The sequence below is a fragment of the Sphingobacterium sp. UBA6320 genome (assembly GCF_002440335.1).
Lineage (GTDB): Bacteria > Bacteroidota > Bacteroidia > Sphingobacteriales > Sphingobacteriaceae > Sphingobacterium.
Window position 1 is genome coordinate 269,915 of the sequence record NZ_DJTA01000028.1, and the last position, 22,238, is coordinate 292,152.

20 protein-coding genes are annotated in these 22,238 nt (G+C 38.0%); 16 read left to right on the forward strand and 4 right to left on the reverse strand.

The window, feature by feature from the left end; all coding sequences use genetic code 11:
* Positions 1-105: 105 nt before the first annotated feature.
* From B3P23_RS18080 to ytxJ, 5 genes are all read left to right on the forward strand, one after another.
* Positions 106-2,031, forward strand: coding sequence for a polysaccharide biosynthesis protein (locus tag B3P23_RS18080; protein ID WP_045752633.1), 1,926 nt, complete (start codon positions 106-108; stop codon positions 2,029-2,031).
* A gap of 79 nt (positions 2,032-2,110) precedes the next feature.
* Entirely contained in the window at positions 2,111-2,788 is a 678-nt protein-coding gene (locus B3P23_RS18085) for a tetratricopeptide repeat protein (RefSeq protein ID WP_045752634.1), read from the forward strand.
* A gap of 228 nt (positions 2,789-3,016) precedes the next feature.
* Complete coding sequence (ribH, locus tag B3P23_RS18090; protein ID WP_293928548.1) at positions 3,017-3,505, forward strand: 6,7-dimethyl-8-ribityllumazine synthase; 489 nt, start codon at positions 3,017-3,019, stop codon at positions 3,503-3,505.
* A 189-nt stretch (positions 3,506-3,694) separates the two neighbouring features.
* Positions 3,695-4,438, forward strand: a complete 744-nt coding sequence (locus B3P23_RS18095; RefSeq protein ID WP_293928550.1) for a hypothetical protein — start codon at positions 3,695-3,697, stop codon at positions 4,436-4,438.
* A 1-nt stretch (position 4,439) separates the two neighbouring features.
* Positions 4,440-4,772 carry a bacillithiol system redox-active protein YtxJ gene (gene ytxJ / locus B3P23_RS18100; protein WP_052627779.1) on the forward strand — a complete coding sequence of 111 codons (333 nt, stop codon included), beginning with the start codon at positions 4,440-4,442 and terminating at the stop codon, positions 4,770-4,772.
* Positions 4,773-4,820: 48 nt separating this feature from the next.
* On the opposite strand, the gene B3P23_RS18105 is transcribed toward ytxJ, so the two are convergent.
* Positions 4,821-5,231, reverse strand: a complete 411-nt coding sequence (locus tag B3P23_RS18105) for an RNA-binding S4 domain-containing protein (protein ID WP_045755965.1) — start codon at positions 5,229-5,231, stop codon at positions 4,821-4,823.
* Positions 5,232-5,345: 114 nt separating this feature from the next.
* Between B3P23_RS18105 and B3P23_RS18110 the strand changes: the two genes are divergently transcribed.
* From B3P23_RS18110 to folP, 4 genes are all read left to right on the forward strand, one after another.
* Positions 5,346-6,164 carry a 2,3,4,5-tetrahydropyridine-2,6-dicarboxylate N-succinyltransferase gene (locus tag B3P23_RS18110; RefSeq protein WP_108159274.1) on the forward strand — a complete coding sequence of 273 codons (819 nt, stop codon included), beginning with the start codon at positions 5,346-5,348 and terminating at the stop codon, positions 6,162-6,164.
* 20 nt (positions 6,165-6,184) lie between these two features.
* Positions 6,185-6,763, forward strand: coding sequence for an L-threonylcarbamoyladenylate synthase (locus B3P23_RS18115; protein ID WP_094771912.1), 579 nt, complete (start codon positions 6,185-6,187; stop codon positions 6,761-6,763).
* 7 nt (positions 6,764-6,770) lie between these two features.
* A complete protein-coding gene (locus B3P23_RS18120; protein ID WP_052627500.1) occupies positions 6,771-7,178 on the forward strand; it encodes a DUF4920 domain-containing protein in 408 nt (135 codons plus the stop codon).
* Between the two features lie 95 nt (positions 7,179-7,273).
* Positions 7,274-8,116, forward strand: a complete 843-nt coding sequence (gene folP, locus B3P23_RS18125; RefSeq protein WP_045752960.1) for a dihydropteroate synthase — start codon at positions 7,274-7,276, stop codon at positions 8,114-8,116.
* A 68-nt stretch (positions 8,117-8,184) separates the two neighbouring features.
* Here the strand turns inward: folP and B3P23_RS18130 are convergent, their stop codons facing one another.
* From B3P23_RS18130 to B3P23_RS18140, 3 genes are all read right to left on the reverse strand, one after another.
* Positions 8,185-9,486 carry a UDP-N-acetylmuramoyl-tripeptide--D-alanyl-D-alanine ligase gene (locus tag B3P23_RS18130; protein WP_293928554.1) on the reverse strand — a complete coding sequence of 434 codons (1,302 nt, stop codon included), beginning with the start codon at positions 9,484-9,486 and terminating at the stop codon, positions 8,185-8,187.
* A 136-nt stretch (positions 9,487-9,622) separates the two neighbouring features.
* Positions 9,623-10,525 carry an alpha/beta hydrolase gene (locus B3P23_RS18135; RefSeq protein ID WP_293928555.1) on the reverse strand — a complete coding sequence of 301 codons (903 nt, stop codon included), beginning with the start codon at positions 10,523-10,525 and terminating at the stop codon, positions 9,623-9,625.
* A gap of 74 nt (positions 10,526-10,599) precedes the next feature.
* Positions 10,600-11,586 (reverse strand): pectinesterase family protein, encoded by a 987-nt coding sequence (locus tag B3P23_RS18140; protein WP_293928557.1) that lies wholly within the window; start codon positions 11,584-11,586, stop codon positions 10,600-10,602.
* 212 nt (positions 11,587-11,798) lie between these two features.
* Here B3P23_RS18140 and B3P23_RS18145 point away from each other — a divergent pair, with 212 nt between their 5' ends.
* The 7 genes from B3P23_RS18145 (at position 11,799) to uxaC (ending at position 22,115) form a co-directional block, all read left to right on the forward strand.
* Positions 11,799-12,773 carry a pectinesterase family protein gene (locus B3P23_RS18145; protein WP_293928559.1) on the forward strand — a complete coding sequence of 325 codons (975 nt, stop codon included), beginning with the start codon at positions 11,799-11,801 and terminating at the stop codon, positions 12,771-12,773.
* A gap of 102 nt (positions 12,774-12,875) precedes the next feature.
* Complete coding sequence (locus B3P23_RS18150; RefSeq protein WP_293928561.1) at positions 12,876-14,546, forward strand: glycoside hydrolase family 28 protein; 1,671 nt, start codon at positions 12,876-12,878, stop codon at positions 14,544-14,546.
* A 6-nt stretch (positions 14,547-14,552) separates the two neighbouring features.
* Complete coding sequence (locus tag B3P23_RS18155) at positions 14,553-16,466, forward strand: glycoside hydrolase family 88/105 protein (RefSeq protein WP_293928563.1); 1,914 nt, start codon at positions 14,553-14,555, stop codon at positions 16,464-16,466.
* 5 nt (positions 16,467-16,471) lie between these two features.
* The gene (pelA, locus tag B3P23_RS18160; protein ID WP_293928565.1) at positions 16,472-17,521 is read left to right on the forward strand and encodes a pectate lyase; all 1,050 of its coding nucleotides are present in this window, start codon (positions 16,472-16,474) and stop codon (positions 17,519-17,521) included.
* A gap of 21 nt (positions 17,522-17,542) precedes the next feature.
* Positions 17,543-19,057, forward strand: coding sequence for a tagaturonate reductase (locus B3P23_RS18165; protein ID WP_293928567.1), 1,515 nt, complete (start codon positions 17,543-17,545; stop codon positions 19,055-19,057).
* Positions 19,047-20,693, forward strand: a complete 1,647-nt coding sequence (locus B3P23_RS18170) for a UxaA family hydrolase (RefSeq protein WP_293928569.1) — start codon at positions 19,047-19,049, stop codon at positions 20,691-20,693. The genes B3P23_RS18165 and B3P23_RS18170 overlap by 11 nt, the downstream gene beginning before the upstream one ends.
* A gap of 21 nt (positions 20,694-20,714) precedes the next feature.
* Positions 20,715-22,115: a glucuronate isomerase gene (uxaC, locus tag B3P23_RS18175; protein ID WP_293928571.1), complete on the forward strand. Its 1,401-nt coding sequence runs from the start codon at positions 20,715-20,717 to the stop codon at positions 22,113-22,115.
* Positions 22,116-22,238 lie beyond the last annotated feature (123 nt).

The window sequence follows — 22,238 nt, forward strand, 5'->3', positions numbered from 1 at the left end:
ATTTACTATTTTTATTTAAGCTAAGCAAAAGAAATTAAGTGGTTATGTAGTTAGTACATTAGAAAAAAAACTACATTTGTGAAACTAAAACACTAAAACAAACCTATGTTTAACAAACTTAATATTGTTCCTCGATGGATCATTTTTGTATTAGATATTTTCACGGCCATATTTGCTTTTACACTAGCAAACATTATCTATTACAGTTTTGACTTTGCGTTTATCAATACATCTGAATTTGCCATTAGGCTTATTTATGTAATAAGTGTGACGGCATCTTCGTTTTATTTATTCAAGATGCACACGGGTATCATCCGATATACAAGTGCAGTGGACTCCATTCGAATTTTAACGGCGATTGTTTTTGCAGTGTTTGTCTTTTTAGTGATTAAAACCGTGTTATTGGCCACTGGAGATCATCATACCATATCAGCCTCACTCGTTATTTTATATGCATTATTCTGTTTCTTACTACTTACAACCTACCGAACGTTCATTAAAATATTTTTTGTCTATACCAAAAATATCAGAAGTGACAGACGTAACACGTTGATATATGGAGCTGGGGATTTGGGAATTGCCGTCAAAAGGACTTTAGATCATGATATCCGTTCGAAAAATGCAATTGTTGGTTATTTAGACGACAATGAGCAGAAAATTGGAAAAGTCATTGATGGTATCAAAATTTTTGATCCAAAGAAATTGGGTCAAGTCATCATCAATTTGAATATTGAAGAAGTGATTATCGCTTCTCACAACATACCTTTGGAATCAAAAACTGATGTTATTGATGTTTGTTTGGAAAAAAAGGTCGCTATATTGACCTTACCTTCTGTTAAAAAAATAATGAACGGGGAATTAAATCCAAACCAAATTCAAAAAATAAAAATTGAAGACTTATTGGAGCGCGCTCCCATTAAAATAAGCAATAGTAATATTTTAAGCCAATTAAAGGGCAAGCGCGTATTAGTAACGGGAGCTGCCGGATCTATCGGGAGTGAGATCGCAAGACAATTGGGCAAATTTGAACCACAGATGATCATCCTTTGTGATCAAGCTGAATCGCCACTTCACAATTTACAACTGGATTTGCAGGATGAATTTCCGCTCCAAGTGTATCATTCTTTTATTGGTGACGTTCGGAGTCTAGACCGTATGAAACTGATGTTTGAGACTTTCAAACCACATTATGTCTATCACGCAGCAGCGTACAAGCATGTTCCCATGATGGAAAATCATCCTTTGGAAGCAGTGCATACCAATGTTGTCGGCACTAAAAATATTGCCAACCTTGCTGTGGAGTATAATGCGGATAAGTTTGTGTTTGTTTCCACGGATAAAGCGGTCAACCCAACCAATATCATGGGTGCGACAAAAAGAATTGCCGAAATCTACGTGCAGTCTTTCAATCATTTCTTACAAAACAATGGGCATCTAAATGCAAAGACTAAATTCATTACGACACGATTTGGCAACGTCCTAGGTTCTAACGGATCTGTGATCCCACGTTTTAGAGACCAGATCGAAAAGGGGGGGCCTGTAACGGTCACCCACCCCGAGATCACACGTTATTTTATGACCATACCCGAAGCTTGTCAATTGGTGCTTGAAGCGGGATCAATGGGCGAAGGGGGAGAAATATTCGTGTTTGATATGGGCAAATCTGTTAAAATCATCGAATTGGCCAATAAAATGATCAAGCTTTCTGGCTTTATTCCAAACGAGGATATTGAAATTAAGTTTACAGGACTGCGACCTGGGGAAAAACTGTATGAGGAACTACTCAACGATCTGGAAAATACGATGCCAACGCACCATAAAAAGATCATGATCGCAAAAGTGAGAGAAAATGATTTTCAACAGATAAATAATCATATTGAAGTTTTAATAGCTGGTATTAAGCATCAAAATAGACATGATGTCGTATTAGAGATGAAAAGAATTGTACCTGAGTTTAAAAGCCAAAACTCAATCTACGAACAAATAGATAAAGAAATTGAGGCTGAGCAAAATCCGATAAATCGAGTTTAACGTTTATTATCATTACAAAAGCTTGGATATTTACAGTAAAATTGTATTTTTGCAATCTATATTTTTTCATTGAATCATAATGTCTAAAAATCAAAACCAAAATAACGCTGGACAAGCGAATAAACCTTCACAAGGTTCATCTTTTCAGGACAATCAAAAAAGCATCACTTTTATTGTAGGTGGTATTTTTGTGTTAATTATATTGTATTTTGGATATCAAAAACTTTATCTACAACCAAGAGCTGAAAAAGCAGCGAATGAAATATTTAAAGCGGAAGAATATGCAACAATAGATTCATTACAAAATCGTGCTATTGAAGGTGATGGTTCTTTCTTAGGATTTAAAGAAATTGCTGATGAATATTCAAATACAAAATCAGCCAATATTGCTAATGCCTATTTAGGTGGATTATATTTACGTCAAGGTAAGTACAATGAAGCTATTGAAGCATTGGAAAACTATTCTTCAACAGGTAGTACCATTCTAGATCCTTTGGTTATTGGATTAAAAGGTGATGTTTATTCAGAATTGAAAGATTATAAAAAAGCAGCTGGTTTTTATAAAGAAGCGGCTGACAAATCTTCAAACTCTTATACTACTCCATTATTTTTGAAAAAATTAGGATTAGTTTACGAGGCACAGAATGAATATAAACAAGCTGAAGAAACTTATAAGAAGATAAAATCAGACTTTCCTGAAAGTCAAGAAGCTGCTATGATAGACGGACCTATCGGTCGTGTACAGGCGCATTTATAGTATTTATGATGTTGCATCATATAGAAGGTCGCTCAAAAAGCGACCTTTTTTTTGTGCTGTATAACCCGGATAAAACCATCACTTTACAATGTCTGTCATCCATCGATGTCGAGGAGCTAAATCATCCGTGTGGCTGATAAACGATATTGATTTGAAAGAATAAATTTACTCTTAGATGAACGCTATTGTATTGTGTATCTAAGCAAATTTATCTAAGTTTGTTTCAATATGGCAAGTAGCATTAAAAATTTATCAGACTTCTCACACATAAAAGTCGCAAATGCAAATCCTTTTAAATTTGGGATTGTAGTAGCACAATGGAATGCTGAGATCACTGGGGCTCTTTTAAATGGTGCAATTTCTGGATTGGAAAAGCATGGAGCACAAGAAGAAAATATTAAAATCATCGAAGTTCCGGGCAGCTTCGAATTAATAACCGGCGCTGATATTTTATTACGCGATGATTCCCTTGATGCAATTATCTGTTTGGGATGTGTAATCCAAGGAGAGACTCGTCATTTTGACTTCATCTGTGACGCCGTAGCCAACGGAATCAGTAATGTGGCATTGAAGTACAATAAACCTGTTATTTTTGGTGTATTGACCACTGACAATCAACAACAAGCATTAGATAGAGCTGGTGGCCAACACGGAAACAAAGGTGAAGAGGCTGCGATTACAGCAATTCAAATGGCACAAATTAGTTCACAAAACTAATTTTACTTTTTTACCAAAAAAAAGTATCAGTCATTGACTTTGTAGGTGCTTATGCTAAAATATGTGAAGGCTTGGCACACACATGCAAACAAGAATAAGATAATATTGTTATCTCTATAGTATTTGATCGACTTAGGTATCCTGTAAGAGATGTCTAAGTCGATTTTATCTTTTATAAAGATTCATATCATGAAAACTACAGTAAAAATTATTTTCTTTTACCTCATTGTGCAAGTTAATTTTGCCATAGCGGTAGCACAAGAGACGAGTATCCCTGCGAAGCTTTGGTCTTCAATAGGCGGAAACGATATCTGGCAGGAAACAAAATTTTTATTATTTTCTTGTAACGGAAATGACAACGCCAATCTATTAAATAATGAGGCCGAACGTTCCTTATTGTGGAATCGGGAAACTGGTGAATGTCGATTTGAAGGGCAATCTAAAAAAAATGAAAAACTAGTCTACTTATTCAATTTCAAAACTAAGAAATCACTTAAATTTTTTGTTAATGCGGTTGATGTAAGCACCCAAGAGTCGGCATTGCAAGAGGACATCAGGCAACAGATCAATGGAGACTTACAACTACTCTTGCTGCCCACAATAGCAGAACTAAAAGGAATAAACTTTTCGAATACCACTGCGAAGCTTTTAAATAGTGAAAAGCTCTTGAGTACCTCTGTGACCTACAACGGAAATTTTTATAATAGCCCAATCAGAGGGAACCTCATGATTCATGAAAATAACGGCGAAATAAAAGTATTCGAAAATAGTATCAATACAATAAGCTATCAAATTGATCAGTATAAAGATACGGGATCAGGTTTGAGACTACCGACTTTATTTGTTGCGATCAACAATAAAAAGAAAAGCTGTACATTTACAACCGTTTCTACCTTTGAACAGGTAGAAGCTTCAAAATTTACTGATTTATAATATGATTAACTGGATTCCTCTTAATAGTTTAGACCAACTACAAGAAATATTGAATAGCGATCAAGTATCTGCCATTTTCAAACACAGCACTACTTGTGGTATCAGCGGCATGGCCAAGAAAAACTTTGAGCGCTTTGCGAACCTGACGGATAAGTCTTATGATGTTTATTACTTAGATCTGCTGTCGTTCCGCGAAATTTCTAATCAGATTGCTTCCATCTGGAACGTGGAGCATCAATCACCACAACTCTTGATCATAAAAGGCAAAACTTGTATTTTCAATGCTTCACATGGCGATATTGATTTTGACGATGTCGTAAATCATATAAAATAGAAAAAGCTACCTCGGTAGCTTCTTTTATTTTATATTTTTTTATATAGATTAGTTTTTACCTTCATCTTCCCACCAGTCTTCTTTTAAATCATCGATCTCACGACGATCTCTTTTAGTCGGTCTACCCGTACCTCGATCTCTTTTAAGAATGGGAGCATGGAAAGCCGATTTGTAGGCTGAGGTTTCCTCTTCAGGAGTTAAATCTTCATAAAATTGTACCGCTGTTTTAGCATCTACCCTTCTTTCCAGAAGCCCTAAAACTTTGACTACCTTACGTTCAATACCTTTCTGGACCTGATAGATTTCTCCAACTTTCACCACATACGAAGCCTTTATATTCTGCCCGTTCAATTTTACCCGACCCGCTTTACAAGCTTCAGTTGCCAAACTACGTGTTTTGAAAAGACGGATTGACCACAAATATTTATCGATTCGAAGTTTTTCAGTTTCTGTTGCCATTTGTACAAAAATAGTCATAAAGACTTAAAATCTGCTTATTATGCATTATAAATTGAACAAATTTTAACATATTTGTCTTCAATAAAAAGAACTGATAATTTTGAATTATAAAAGATGGTTGATCAATTAAAAAAACTTATTGAAGATGCCTGGGAGGATAGACTACTTCTAGAATATAAAGAATATGCAGAGGCTATTCGTACAGTAATCTTAAAACTTGACGCTGGTGAATTGAGGGTTGCTGAACCTATTGGTACGAGATGGCATGTCAATGATTGGATTAAAAAAGCTGTTATTTTATATTTCCCTATTCGTGAAATGAGTGAATCAACTGCTGGTCCTTTTGTTTACTACGATAAAATGAAATTAAAAACGAACTACAAAGAAATTGGTGTTCGTGTTGTTCCTGGTGCTTCTGCTCGCTTAGGAGCTTATTTAGCAAAAGGTGTTATCTTAATGCCTTCGTATGTCAATATTGGTGCTTATGTAGGAGAAGGTACCATGGTGGATACATGGGCTACTGTTGGTTCTTGTGCACAAATTGGTAAAAACGTTCACTTAAGTGGTGGTGTTGGTATCGGTGGCGTATTGGAACCTGTACAAGCAGCTCCAGTAATCATCGAAGACAATGTATTTGTTGGTTCTAGAGCTATCGTTGTGGAAGGTATCCGCGTTGAAACTGAAGCAGTATTAGGTGCGAATGTTGTCTTAACAGCATCAACTAAAATCATTGATGTATCTGGTCCTGAACCTGTCGAATACAAAGGTTATGTGCCTGCTCGTTCTGTTGTGATCCCTGGTTCATACACGAAAAAATTTCCGGCTGGAGAGTACCAAGTTCCTTGCGCACTAATCATCGGTAAACGTAAAGAATCTACAGACAAGAAAACATCGTTAAACGATGCGCTACGTGATCATAATGTAGCGGTATAGTATTTTATATAATTAAAAAAATGAGTGAATTTGTAGATAGAAATGATATTAACCAGGCTCTAGAAGTACTCAAGAGTGGCGGTTTGATTCTATACCCAACAGATACGATCTGGGGTATAGGTTGTGACGCAACAAATCCTGAGGCTGTAGAAAAAGTTTTTCAGTTAAAAGGTCGGGGAAAAGAAAAGAGCCTTATTGTTTTACTACATAATGAAAATCAATTGGCAAGTTACGTGACTGAAATTCCAGAAGTAGCTTACCAATTGATTGAATATACCGAGAAGCCGCTTACGATCGTTTATTCCGCAGCTAAAAACTTAGCGCCTAATGTTATTGCAGAAGATGGTTCAATCGGAATTCGCATTGTAAACCATGATTTTTGTCAACAGCTCTTACAGCGCTTTAGAAAACCATTGGTCTCTACATCTGCTAATATCAGCGGACAATCTTCCCCGACATGCTTTGACGACATCGCTGAAGAAATAAAAGAGCAAGTAGACTATGTGGTCAAATATGGTCAACATGTCAAAAGTGATGGTAAGTCTTCAAGCGTAATGAAGTTGGATCCTAGCGGAAAGTTTGAATTTATCCGAAAATAAGGTGAACATGAAAAAATTAATATTATTCGTAGCGTTAGCATTTGGCTTTTCATGGAATAGTCAAGCGCAACAAAAAGAAATTACACCTGCGAAGGTTGGTGTACAATATGGCAAAAAGGTTGATAACTCTAATGCAATTACAGTTGACAAATTGGAAAAATCGTTGGAGACATCTGCCAAATTTACGGGTAAAGTCACGGGCAAAGTTGTTGAAGTTTGCAAAAAAAAGGGCTGTTATTTGACCCTTGAGAGAACAGGAGACAAAGAGCCTGTTATGGTTCGCTTTACCGACTATAGCTATTTTGTACCCACTGACCTCATCGGAAAAAATGTAGTTTTAGATGGCTACGCAAAAGTCAAAGAAGCGACAAATGAAATCACTTTTGTTGCAGACGGCGTATTGGTCGTAAAATAAACGTACTATAAAAACACTGAACAGGCTATTTCCAACGGAATTAGCCTGTTTTTATTTGTAGCATTTATTAAATAAGCTTGATACCTTTGTAGACGATGAAAATGATCCATACTACAGCCGCTCAATCGATCAACTTAAAAGGTCAAATAATGACATTTGATCGTCCCATCATCATGGGAATATTAAATGTGACGCCAGACTCTTTTTTTGATGGGGGACAAAATAATACGATAGAACAAATACTTATCCAGACTAGAAAGTTACTTGAAGAGGGCGCTGACATCATCGACATTGGGGCTTATTCTTCAAGACCTGGAGCAGCATTGATCAGTTCTCAAGAAGAGCTGGACCGAGCACTACCCGCTATCGCAGCCATAGTAAGTACATTTCCAGATGCCATACTTTCTATAGATACTTTCCGAGCAGATGTGGCCGAGGCCTGTATACATGCTGGTGTACATCTCATAAACGATGTATCTGGAGGCACTATAGATCCTCTTATGTTCGAAACCGTAGCGAAATTGCAGGTCCCATATATTTTGATGCATATGCGCGGCATTCCTGAAAATATGCAACAATTAACCGCATATCAGGATATCGTCACTGATGTTGCTACCTATTTTGGACAAAAAATTGCAGCTTTACGAAAACTCGGGGTGAAAGACATCATCCTTGACCCTGGCTATGGTTTCGCAAAAACAATAGAACAAAATTATGAACTGCTACATCGCGTCGATGAGCTCCATTATTTTGGCCTTCCTTTACTTGGGGGAATCTCCCGAAAATCTATGATCTATAAAAAATTGGGAATAACTCCACAAGAGGCCCTAAATGGGACAACAGCCCTCCATACTTTACTCCTGAGCAAAGGCGTACAGCTGTTGCGTGTGCATGATGTTAAAGAGGCTAAACAGATCGTAGATCTGTTATGTAGTTAACCTTTTTTATACATGAAAGGCTTGAATAATCAAGCCTTTTATTATTTATACAATTTAATATCAATATATTACAACACTTTCATCAGCTTTTCAAAGGCCATTCCTCGGGATGCTTTCAACAGGATAGTTGCACCGGAGATCGGATGGAGGGATAGGCTCGATTTCACATCATCGGTCGTTTCAAAAAACTCAGAATCGCCATCTTTGTGTTCATAAAATGCTTTGCCGACGAAAATCAAGCGTGCTCCTACAATTGTTTTGGCAAGATCTACCACTTTTTGATGTTCAAAAGAAGATTCATCTCCAAGCTCAAACATATCACCCAAGATAATGACTTTCTGCTCAGCTTCGATGATCCCCATATTAGTCAATGCGGCCTCCATACTCGTTGCATTCGCATTATAATAATCACAGATCACGGTATTGCGGTCTGTCTTTGTTATCTGAGATCGATTATTAGTAGGTGTATATTCTGAAATGGCTTCGTTGATAAGCCCAAGAGGAACATCAAAATAATGTCCCAGTGCGATCGCTGCTAAGAAATTTTCTGTATTGTAAGAACCCGTTAATTGGGTATCTGCTTGAAAGACTTGTTCCGATTGTTGAAGATGCCATTCGATTTGCAATAATGGATTTGCCTTGATCAAACGGCCAATGATGGCATTAGACTCGGAAAAACCATAGGTTACCACCTTATTGATATGTCGTTGTGCTGCCATTTCTTTCAAAAAAGGATTATCCCCCTGCAGAAACAATGTTCCCTGACTATCTTGTAACCAATCATACAGTTCTCCTTTTGCTTTCTTCACCCCCTCAAAAGAACCAAATCCTTCCAAGTGCGCTTTACCTACATTGGAGATCAGCCCATGAGTAGGTGCTGCAATCTGGCATAAAAAATCAATTTCACCAATATGATTTGCTCCCATTTCGATGATAGCGATTTCGATTGTCTGATCAATCGCTAACAAGGTCAAGGGAACGCCTATATGGTTATTCAAATTTCCTTTGGTCGCATAGGTCTTATAGGTTCTGGATAGCACGGCATGCAACAACTCTTTAGTCGTGGTCTTACCATTGGTACCTGTGACACCAATAAAAGGAATCTCAAATTGTTGGCGATGATAATGTGCCAAAGCTTGTAAGGTTTTCAAAACATCATCAACGAGTATAAATCGATCATCTTTTTTGTATTGGACCTCATCAATGATCACGTATCGAGCACCAGAAACCAGCGCATGTTCTGCAAATTCATTTCCATTAAAATTGGCTCCTTTTAAAGCAAAAAAGAGTGAATCAGGTAAGATATGACGTGTATCAGTTGATACCGCAGGATATTGTTTGAATATGTTGTACAGTGCTTGCAGTTCCATTCTAAAAACTTTTATGTGATTGCATTTATAAGAGCAATCATAAAACAAACTTAGATAAATTTGCTTTTATACCCAATTATAATCTTACTAAAGATAGCGCGTACCTATACCCCATCCGGAAGAGCGCCATAACAGATTATAGGTTTTTATGGAGAAAGGTGATGATTTTATCGATCATGGGCTGAAACCAAGGATTAAAAAACCAAAAGGTATGCGGAGAGTCTTCAAATGCAAAAACCTCTGTATAGATCCCTAAATCATGCATCTTACGTATCATATCATCTCTCCCTGCGTGAAAACGGGGTATGGAGCTATTCAAAAATAATGTCTTTGCCGTGGAGATATTGACTTGATACAAAGGTGAGGCTTTTTCCCATTGTGCAGGCTCCTGATCATATGTTCCTCCTAGCCAAAATGAAGCCATCTCCCCTTCTTCAGATTCTGGATGATTAAAAGCTACAATCCCGTCAATATTGACAACGGCCTGAACATATGCTTCTTTATTTGCATCACTATTTGTACCCAATAAACTTGCTAACTGACCTCCCGAAGAGGTACCGATTACCGCAATTCGAGCCGTATCGATCGGCAATTGCTTCTGACTTTTGGCCCATAAGACCGCATCTATTAAATCTGTATATGCTGCGGGAAATTTAGCTTCTAACGAAAGCCTATATTCCACACTCAGAACTACAAATTGATGTGCTAAGGCATTTGCCATCGTTGCCATCATCTCTTTATTGCCAGAGCGCCATCCCCCTCCATGTACTAAAATGAGACAAGGATAACGGGTGTCAAAATTTTGAGGGATGTAGGCATCTAAGGATAATATCCTATCATCTGTTTTTTTATATGGGATTTGACGGATGGTCAAAACTGTACTGTCTACTTTTTCTGCCAAAGTAATATAAGGTCTTTTCTTACTTTCTTTAGCAAAGGTACCTTGTAAAGTAAAAGAGCTGTCAACTTTCAAGATCTCCTGTGCGTGGAGCAAGAAACACAAACTATTAAGAATAAGAAGTAAAATACGAACCTTCATGATTTTGAAATTTTTATTGCTTATCCGTTTCAACGGTAAAAAAGCGGATTAAAGACATCATTCTATGGATCAATTCAATTGCTATTTTCTGTTGGTTTCCAATCTGTAAATATCGATGAAAGACTGGGTTGCTTATAGTTATTATTTAGGATTTGCTTAGACCAAGGAACACGTTTGGACAACTGTTTAAACCCCTCTCCTCTGCAGTTAATTTCTAAAAAAACCGCTGTTTTATATTTATCCGGAAACATGGTATCTCCATTCCATGGATCCCAACCTTCAGCGACTATATGTGAGCCCAAGTTGCAGGCATAAAACATAGCTTTAGCATGAGAGCGCCATGGTCTACCCAAATAAACCTGATTTACCTGCTCATTTTTTGCGCGCAGATCACAATTTAAAAATACAAATCCATAAGGGTGACCATATGAGTTTGAAGGTGCCGTAATATAAGAGTTCTTTAAACTTTCAATCGTACATTTAGAAAAAACAGCTGTTGCTGCTCCAAATATAAAATCTGTACTTCCTGAAATAAAACATTGGTCGATGAAATTTCTTGATCCTGCTCGCGCCAAATAAAAAGTATCTTGCCACCCCAGGATCTTACAATTACGAACGATCGTACGATCAGCATCAATATGCAGCGCCACAGCCTGCCCCTTTTCTCCAGCAGTATTCTGTATCGTCAGATTTTCAATGACACAGTCATTGCCTGCTACAAGAACCGTGTAGGAGGTATAAGTATTAAAAGGAGTTAGAAACTCATTTTGTACATTTCTTTTACCTGAATAATCGTCATTTGTAATGATGGTCGAATCTCTATCTTCCCCTACTATATGTATAAAATGTTTCCATGAGGGTATTTTCAGCTTTTCATGATAAATCCCTTTGTGTACGAATATCGTAACTGGAGACTCGTAAAAATCCCGCACCGCATGGATCGCTTCTTGAATTGTTGGATATCCCTCTCCGTGCTGCCCTACGATGAGCATTTTCTTCTGTTGGGCACAACAAAAGATTACTAAAAAAAAGCAAAAGATACTGATAAGAAGTCTTTTCATATTTATCCAACATCACATAAAAAAAGTAAGCCTATACCTATGTCAAAGGAAGCACTGGTTACAACAAGTTTACTGCTAATCGGACGCAATCACAAATCCTGATTATGCAATCGTTCCCGAAAACGTTTGCATATTTTATGATAGGTGAAATCTCTTGATTCGTCTTTTTATTCCTTATTTTAGAGCTATACCAATACCAGTAACCCGATCTCATGATGTCAAAACGTATCATTTTTATTTTACTGATTATATTGCAATTGATACCTGTGTCCTATGCTCAAGAATATGATTACATCGTATCCAAAGAAGGGAATGGCGATTTTAGTACAGTGCAAGAAGCAATAAATGCCACACCTGACTTTAGAAAAAAAGCTACCCGCATATTAATAAAAAAGGGCATCTATAAAGAAAAGATCATTATTGCGGGCTCGAAGCAACTTATTCAACTGATTGGCGAACCAAACCAACAAGTTGCCCTTACCTATGATGATTTCGCTCAGAAGAAAAACAGCTTTGGCGAAGAGATCGGTACTTCAGGCTCATCAAGCATATTGATCTACGGTGATGGTTTCTATGCTCAAAATATCACCTTTGAAAACTCTTCTGGACCCGTAGGTCAAGCGGTAGCCGCATGGATAGCTGCCGATAAAGCTATTTTTCAAAATTGCATTTTCTTGGGTTTCCAAGATACGCTGTATACTTATGGCAAGGGTGCTCGACAGTTGTATGTAAACTGTCATATCGAAGGCACAGTCGACTTTATCTTTGGCTCGTCTACGGTATGGTTTGAAAAATGTATTTTAAAATGCAAGAATAGTGGTTATATCACAGCAGCATCAACACCGATAGACGTCAAAAACGGATATCTTTTCAATCAATGTCTGATCATCGGTGACCGATCTACAGGAAAATTCTATTTAGGAAGGCCGTGGCGTCCCCATGCTAAAGTTATTTTTCAACACACGACATTGCCAGACTTTATTGATGAAGGCGGGTGGGACAACTGGCGCAATATTGAAAATGAAAAAACAGCATACTTTGCCGAATATGGAAATAAGGGACCTGGTAGCCACGTGGAGAAACGCGTGCACTGGAGTCACCAGTTAACACATTCCGAAGCGGAAAAATATCAGATCAATACTTATTTTGATGACTGGGATCCCAGCGATATCATCAAAAACCCATGATTTACCGGTAACGATTGCATAGATTTCACTTCGATTTCATCGACAAAGATCGTACACTTGTGTTACATACAACCCAATTATAAACTTTAAGACTTCCTAATTATGAGGACTTCCCGTAATTATTTCAGTAGCATCAAAAAAGGTATCCTAGCAGTTATAGTACTGTCTGGTTCTTCTGTCTTTGCTCAAGCACCTCAACCTCCGGTTGTTCAAACAGTATCATTCCGCTCCGACACGATCAATATCGTCAATCACGGGGCAAAAGGAGATGGCCATTTTTTAAATACAACTGCTATTAATAAGGCGATTGAACAGAGTAGTCTTCAAGGTGGTGGTGTTGTGCTAGTTCCATCAGGACTTTGGCTGACAGGTCCTATTATCTTAAAAAGTAATGTCAATCTTCATTTAAAAAGAGATGCAATCCTATTCTTTACGGATGATTTTGATCAATATAAATTGATAGCAGCAAATTGGGAAGGACAACCTGCTTGGCGCAATCAGAGTCCAATCTCCGGAACTGATCTAACTAATATTGCGATTACGGGTTCGGGCGTTATCGATGGCAATGGTGATGCATGGAGAATGGTCAAGAAAAGTAAACTCACAGATTCGCAATGGAAAAATCTTGTTAATTCGGGCGGCGTTGTAGACAAATCAAGTCAGATCTGGTATCCTTCTGAAAAATCATTGGCCGGATCTAAAGATAAAAAAGCGGGTGTCATGACTGCTGGGACATCTTCCTCCGATTATGAACATATAAAAGATTTTCTACGTCCCAATCTATTGGTGTTGACCAATTGCAAAAAAGTGCTCCTAGAGGGTGTCACCATACAAAATTCTCCAGCATGGAATCTTCACCCCTTGTTGTGCGAAGACTTGACATTGCGCCGTCTATTGGTCCGCAATCCATGGTATGGACAGAATGGAGATGGTGTTGATATTGAGTCATGTAAAAATGTACTGATCGAAGATTGCACTTTTGATGTAGGCGATGATGGTATCTGTATCAAATCGGGACGTGACAAATCGGGAAGGGAACGAGGAAAACCTACGGAAAATGTATTAATCCGCAACAATGTGGTTTACCATGCCCACGGTGGATTTGTGATCGGCAGTGAGATGAGTGGCGGTGCCAAAAACATCTGGGTTCAAGACTGCAGTTTTATTGGAACGGATATCGGCTTAAGATTTAAAACAAAAAGAGGAAGAGGGGGTACCGTTGAAAATATTTTTATCGAGAACATCAATATGATCGATATACCTGGAGAGGCTATTCTATTTGACATGTACTATGAAGCCGTTGATCCTGTTCCTATGGCTGGAGAGAAGCGAGAAAAAGTTAAAGCTGAAAAAATACCTGTCACTGAGGAAACTCCTCAATTCAAAAATTTTCATATTAAAAATGTATTTGTCAACGGGGCTGAAAAAGGAATATTTTTCAGAGGTCTACCTGAAATGAATATCCAAGATATAACCATCGAAAAGGTAACGATACAGGCAAAAAAGGGTATTGATATCATCGAAGCGTCTAACATAAAACTCAAGGATATCACCATTTTTTCAAAAGAGACTACACCGGTAGTACATATTGAAAATGCACAAAATATTGTTTTTGAAAACTTAAAATATCAGGATGATGCTACCCTGCTGTTTGATCTGTATGGAGAAAATTCAAAAAATATCCAAGTCATCAAAACAGATGTAAACAAGGCTAAAACAATAAGCAAGATAGCATCTGGATTATCAAAATCTGTACTGAAAATCAAAAAATAACCTGTGATGAAACAAATAGTTGCTCTTATATTACTTGTCTGTAGTCTATATACACATGGCTTTGGTCAGATACCTTTATCTGAAAAAATGACGCAAACTGCCATTGATAAACTATTTAAGGATAGTGTTTTTGTGAATAACACCAAAGGACCAAAATGGACTTACGATATGGGCGTGGTGCTTGAAGGGGTTGCTGAAACATGGAAAAATACGGGAAATAGCTCGTACTTTAGTTATATCGAATCTTGGATGGATAAGTTTGTCGGACAAGATGGGACCATAAAAAATTATTCGGCGAAAGACTTTAATATTGATCATATCAAAAATGGACGTACACTGCTCTTACTTTACAAAGTCACAAAAAAAGAAAAATACTTAAAAGCTTGCCATGCTCTTTACAAACAGCTATTAAATCACCCTAGAACTCAAGAAGGTGGCTATTGGCATAAAAAAATCTATCCCAATCAAATGTGGTTGGATGGACTGTACATGGCTCAACCTTTCCGAGCAGAATATGCTGCGCTCATGAATCTGACAGATGAGTACAACGATATCGCCAATCAGTTCTTTTGGATGGAAAAGAATGCCAAAGATCAGAAGACGGGACTACTCTATCATGGCTGGGATGAGTCTCGGGCAGAAAAATGGGCAAACGCCAAGACGGGGCAATCTCCTAATTTTTGGGCAAGAGGGATGGGTTGGTATGTGATGGGATTAGTAGATGTACTTGATTATTTCCCTCTTGAAAATGCCAATCGGCAGCCTTTGATTGATCTTTTGAATAGGACGCTAAAGACTATCGTAAAATATCAAGATCCAAAAACAGGTGTCTGGTTTGATGTGATGGATCGCGGAGATATCAAGGAAAATTATGTTGAAGCATCGGCTTCAAGCATGTTTGTATATGCTTTAGCAAAAAGTATCCGATTGGGATATGTGTCTAAAGGATATGCTAAAAATACTCAAAAAGCATATGAAGGACTTCTCAAAGAATTTATATCAACTTCAACAAATGGACAGATCAATCTCAATCATGTGGTTGAAGTATCGGGATTAGGTGGAAAGAAAAAATATAGAGATGGAAGTTTTGAGTATTATATGAGTGAACCTGTTGTAAGCAACGACCCGAAGGGCGTAGGTCCATTTATACTCGCTGCCTCGGAAATGGAAATCTTTCAAGAACAGCCTAAAGGAAAGCAATTGACCGTTACATTGGATAATTATTTCAATAACGAATATAAAGCTGATCCAACAGGAAAATTAAAACCTTATCATTATTTATGGGATGGCGATGACAACAATGGTTTTTCGTTTTGGGGGAGAATTTTCAACAGAAAGCATATCCAGACCAACACACTCAAAACAGCTCCTAACTTGAGCAATCTGAGCCGATCCAATATCTATATTATCGTTGATCCTGATACCGAAAAGGAAACCGAACAACCCCACATGATGACTGAGCAATCTGCTTCTGAGATCGCTAATTGGGTGAAAAAAGGAGGCGTACTTGTATTACTACTCAACGACGTTGGCAATTGCGAAATAAAAGAATTCAATACGTTAGCCACAAAATTTGGAATTACTTTTAACGAGGACAGTAAGAATCGGGTGAAAAATAATAATTATGAAGAGGGTGCTGTATATGTGCCAAAAGGAACGGGTATTTTTCATGATGTAAACAAAATATATGTCAAGGAAATTTCTACTTTATCTCTAAAATATCCTGCAAAAGAGCTTGTCAAGCATCATGATGACATCATTATGGCCACAGCTTCATTTGGGAAAGGAACTGTTTTCGCTATCGGAGATCCCTGGTTATATAACGAGTATGTGGATGGTCGAAAATTGCCTAAAGATTTTCAAAACTTTCAAGCAGCAGAAGAATTAACAACGTGGTTGATCTCAAAAATTAAAAACTAATGGCTATGCGGTACTCATTTTTAACAACAGTGATGTTTTGGCTATTTTCCAACCTGCTGTGTTTTGCTCAGCCCAAAGAGATCAAAGATCCTATGGCTGAAAAGATGCTGATTTATCAATTAAAAAATGGGGGGTGGCCTAAGCAACTAAAAGATAAAAGTGTGGTTAACTATGACTTGGAGATCAGCAAATCGCTTTTAACGAGGATAAAAAGCACGACTATCGAGTCTGCAACCATAGACAATAAAGCAACCACGAGGGAGATAACGACTTTAATCAAAGCCTACAAAAAAACAAAAAACATAACGTATTTACAGGCGGCAGAAAGAGGTATTGATTACCTATTAGAGGCACAATATAGCCATGGTGGTTTTCCTCAATACTATCCCAACACTTCTCTCTATAGAAGCCAAATCACCTTCAATGATGATGCGATGATCAATGCATTGCAGATACTACATGATATCGCGACGGCCAACAATGACTTTGAACTGGTTGATAGATCCTATATCCCAAAGGCACAGTCTGCAGTAGAAAGAGGCATTGCCATCATCCTACAACTACAAGTAAAACAAGACAGCCTGCTGACGATATGGTCTGCTCAATATGACCCCGAGTCTCTTTTACCCGCTCAGGCCAGAAGTTTTGAACCAGCAGCATTGAGTACTAGTGAATCTGTTGGTATAGTTCGATTTTTAATGGCACAAAAAAATCCATCTCCAGATATTATAACAGCAATCCATGCTGCTATTAAGTGGTTTGAACAACATCAGATTGCAGGTTATCGATTTGACCATGAGATTGACCCTAAAACAAAAAGATCCATACGTCATTTGATCGCAGATACATCTTCAACTGTTTGGGCAAGATTTTATGATCTTGAGTCAAATAAACCCATTTACGGTGATCGAGGCAATTTGATCACATCCAATTTTGAAGATTTATCAGAAGAAAGAAAAAATGGCTATGCATGGTTTGGAAACTGGCCGGAGAAGCTTCTCCAAAAAGATTATCCTAAATGGCTCAAAAGAAATAATGTAGTGAATCCAAATTAATTATTAAACACGGAATAAAAAATGATTTTAAATCGCCAAAATCTACCAGAAATTACCAATACCGAAGTCCTGAAACCAGTGGATTCAGTTTTTGATCTTCCAGAGAAAATTATACAATTTGGTACTGGTGTATTACTGAGAGGCCTTCCTGATTTCTATATCGACAAGGCAAATCGAGAAGGGGTTTTTAATGGCCGCATTGTTATTGTAAAATCGACAGATCAAGGAGATACTGTTGCTTTTGAGCAACAGGACAATCTCTATACCACCTGTGTCCGCGGAATAGAAAATAAGGAAACGGTCAACCAGCAGATTGTCAACGCTTCTATCAGTCGTGTTTTGACTGCTACAAAAGACTGGGATCAAATCATAGAAGCAGCGATCAACCCTGCTATTAAAATCATCATATCCAATACAACAGAAGCTGGCATCACATCGAGCAGTGAAGATATTTCTGTTGGAGTACCGTCTTCATTCCCAGGGAAATTATTGGCGATATTATTTGCAAGATTTCAAGAGTGCAAAGGTGATCCCGATGCAGGATTCATTATTCTACCTACCGAATTAATCAGTAATAATGCAGATCAACTGAAAGAATACGTGCTTCAATTAGCTGCTATCAATCATATGAATCAGCTTTTTATCCGATGGATAAAAACAGCAAATTCGTTCTGCAACACACTTGTTGACCGCATTGTTCCTGGAAAGCTGGCATCTGAAGATTATAAAGAGACAACATCAAAATTAGGATACGACGACGAACTCATGATCATGGTGGAACCTTTTAGCTTATGGGCAATTGAGTCTTCTGATCCTCAAGTTATCGAAAAGCTTTCCTTTGCGCAAGTCAATAATGGAGTGGCGATCGTTCCTGATATTCAAAAATTTAAAGAACTTAAATTGCGCTTATTAAATGGAACACATACCCTATCCTGTGCAATCGCGCTGTTAATGGGCTTTGATACCGTTAAAAAAGCAATGGAGAATGATGATTTTCTAGGGTATGTGTCCGATTTAATGGAAACAGAGATTGGTCCTTCAATTTTGGACGAGACCATTACAAATGAAGATGTACAGGTTTTTTCAAAATCCGTGATTGACAGATTCCGCAATCCATTTTTGGACCACCAGTGGAAAGCCATTTCATTAAATTATACCTCCAAAATTAAATTAAGGATACTGGGTCTATTGAACAAATGGTATCAATTGCATCGTCATGCACCTGAACATATCGCCTTAGGTTTTGCGGCATATGTAATCCTCATGGATAGCAAAGAAATCAATGGCGCTTTTCAGACACAACATATCGCCTCCAATTTTAATATTCAGGATGAATATGCGTCGGCATTATACCAGCAATGGGCGAAAGGATCTCATCAGATCAGCGATATCTTAAAGTCGACTGCAGTATGGGAACAAGATCTATCGGCTTTTCCAGGATTTTATAACGCTGTAGCAAACTACATTCAACAAATCAGCAGTATAGGAATAGAGGCGGTCTTAAAAAAACAGGAGCAATTAAAGTATGAAAACTAAGTTTTTACAGATCCACCCATTAGATAATGTGCTGGTCGCACTGCAAGATCTGAAAAAGGGAGAGGTCATCTCATTTAAAGGTAGTGATATCACCCTTACCGCTGATATTCCGGCAAAACATAAATTCTTTATGGATGATATGCATGCCGGTGATGATATTTTGATGTATGGAGTATTGGTCGGTAAATCTCAATATGCGATCGCCAAAGGAAGTCGTATGGATACAGACAATACAAAACACGCAGTAGATACCTATTGTTTTCGTCCTTATGATTATCAGTGGACAGCTCCTCATATCGATTCTTTTAAAGGCAAAACATTTAATGGTTATGTACGATCAGATGGACGTGTGGGTACGGCAAATCATTGGTTATTCATTCCTCTCGTGTTTTGTGAGAATAGAAATCTCGATATTATTAAGGAAGCCTTATACAATGAACTGGGTTATAATGTTTCTGAAAAATATAAGTCATTTACAAAGGCACTAGTACATGCGCACAAAAATGGAAGGCCATTACAGCAGGTCAATATGGATGAATTCGTCCATTTTTCTCCAACCTCTGAACGTGTTTTTAAGAATATTGATGGTATTAAATTTTTAAATCACCAAGGAGGCTGCGGTGGCACTCGTCAAGATGCGGCAATATTAAGTAAGCTATTGGGCGCTTATGCAGATCATCCGAATGTATGCGGTATCACCATTCTGAGTTTAGGATGTCAAAATCTTCAAATAAATGATTTTTTAACCGATCTAAAGGATCGAAATCCAGACTTCGATAAACCTATTTTTATTTTCGAACAGCAGCAGTCCAAGAGTGAAGAAATCCTGATCAAAGAAGCTATCACCGCTACATTTGAAGGTCTAGTCCAAGCCAATGAGATAGAAAGGCAGCCCGCTCCATTAAGCAAATTGGTGTTGGGAGTCAAATGCGGCGGAAGCGATGGATTCAGTGGAATTTCAGCCAATCCTGCTGTGGGATACACTTCAGATTTATTAGTGGCTTTGGGTGGAACTGTTCTTTTAGCGGAATTTCCAGAGCTGTGCGGGGCCGAACAAAGTTTGATTGATCGTACTATAGACGAGCATGCCGCTAAAAAATTCATCTCCCTGATGCAAGCTTATAGCGCTTCTGCAGAACAGGCTGGATCGGGTTTTCATATGAATCCATCACCGGGTAATATTAAAGATGGCCTGATCACCGATGCCATAAAAAGTAATGGAGCGGCAAAGAAAGGAGGCAACTCTCCTATTGTAGATGTGCTGGACTATACCGAATCTTATTCAAAATCTGGGCTTAATTTGGTCTGTACACCGGGCAATGATGTGGAAGCCACAACGGGAAAAACAGCATCAGGCGCAACATTGATCTTATTTACCACAGGTCTTGGTACTCCGACAGGCAATCCCATCTGCCCCGTCATCAAAGTCGCAACCAACACAAAACTTGCAACGCAAATGGCAGATATCATCGATATCAATACAGGACCGATTATCGATGGTGAAAAGACCATTGAAGAAATGGGTGAAGATATACTGCATTATTGTATCCAAGCGGCGAGCGGTGCGATTATACCCAAAGCCGTCTTACTCAATCAAGATGATTTTATTCCTTGGAAACGAGGAGTGAGTTTATAAATCCATATAATTCCATTTGATATGAAATCTTTTTTAGACGAAAACTTCTTATTAACGACAAAAACAGCGCAAGATCTATATCACGGTTTTGCGAAACATCAACCCATTATTGATTATCATAATCACCTTATACCGCAGCAGATCGTCGAAAATAGATCTTTTGATAATATCTCTCAGCTCTGGTTATATGGCGATCATTATAAATGGAGAGCTATGCGTACCAATGGTGTAGATGAAAGGTATATCACTGGAGATGCTACGGATGAGGAAAAATTTATCAAATGGGCAGAGACAGTTCCGTATACTTTGAGAAATCCACTTTATCATTGGACACATCTCGAATTGAAACGATATTTTGGTATTGAAGAAATACTTTCTGGTAAAAATGCAAAAGCTATTTACGACCGTATCTCCGAACAACTGCAATCACCAGAATTTAATGTCCGTGGTCTGCTCAAAAAGATGAACGTGGAAGTGGTATGCACAACAGATGATCCGATCGATAGCTTAAATGATCATCAACAATTTGCTTCTGAAAAAGAAACATTTAAGATGCTACCCGCATTTAGACCGGATAAGGCTATGAATTGCGACCGTGTGGATGAGCTTAATTCATACATAGATCAATTGGAAAAGTGTACAGATATGGATATCAGTTCATTCCAAGATTACTGTAAGGCCATTCGGTCACGTCATGATTTTTTCGCCTCCAATGGCTGTTGCCTATCAGATCATGGCATCAACCAGATCTATGCCGAAGATTATACCGAACAGGAGATCATCCAAATATTTGCCAAAATCAGAAATAAACAGGATCTCAGTCTGCAAGAAAATTTAAAATTCAAATCTGCCATGCTCATCTACTTTGCAGAACTGGATCATGAAAAGAACTGGGTACAACAGTATCACCTTGGCGCATTACGCAACAACAATAGTCGTATGCTCACTATACTGGGTCCAGATACGGGATGGGACTCTATCGGCGATTTCAGTCAAGCGACGGCTCTTTCAAAGTTTATGAATAAGTTGGATCGTACAGACCAACTTGCCAAAACGATTGTTTATAACCTCAACCCTGCAGATAATGAATTGATCGCCTCGATGATCGGAAATTTTAATGACGGTTCGATTGCAGGAAAAATACAATTTGGTTCTGCCTGGTGGTTTTTAGATCAAAAGGATGGTATGACCAAACAATTGAACGCTTTGTCCAACATGGGACTTCTTAGTAGGATGGTCGGTATGCTGACAGACTCAAGAAGCTTTCTTTCATTCCCAAGGCATGAATATTTTAGACGTATACTTTGTAATCTATTTGGAGACGATGTTGAAAATGGGGAATTGCCAGATGATCAGGAATGGATCGGCAAGATCATTGAGGATATTTGCTACAACAATGCCAAAGCATACTTTAGGTTTTAAATATTGCGGACAAAAAGAGCTGCTCCATATTCAGATGATCTCTGAAAACGTTTGCGTAAATATAAGCAGTTCTTTTTGTTCAGTTTTATTATAAGCCTTAACTTTAGAGTATAGAATCATTTA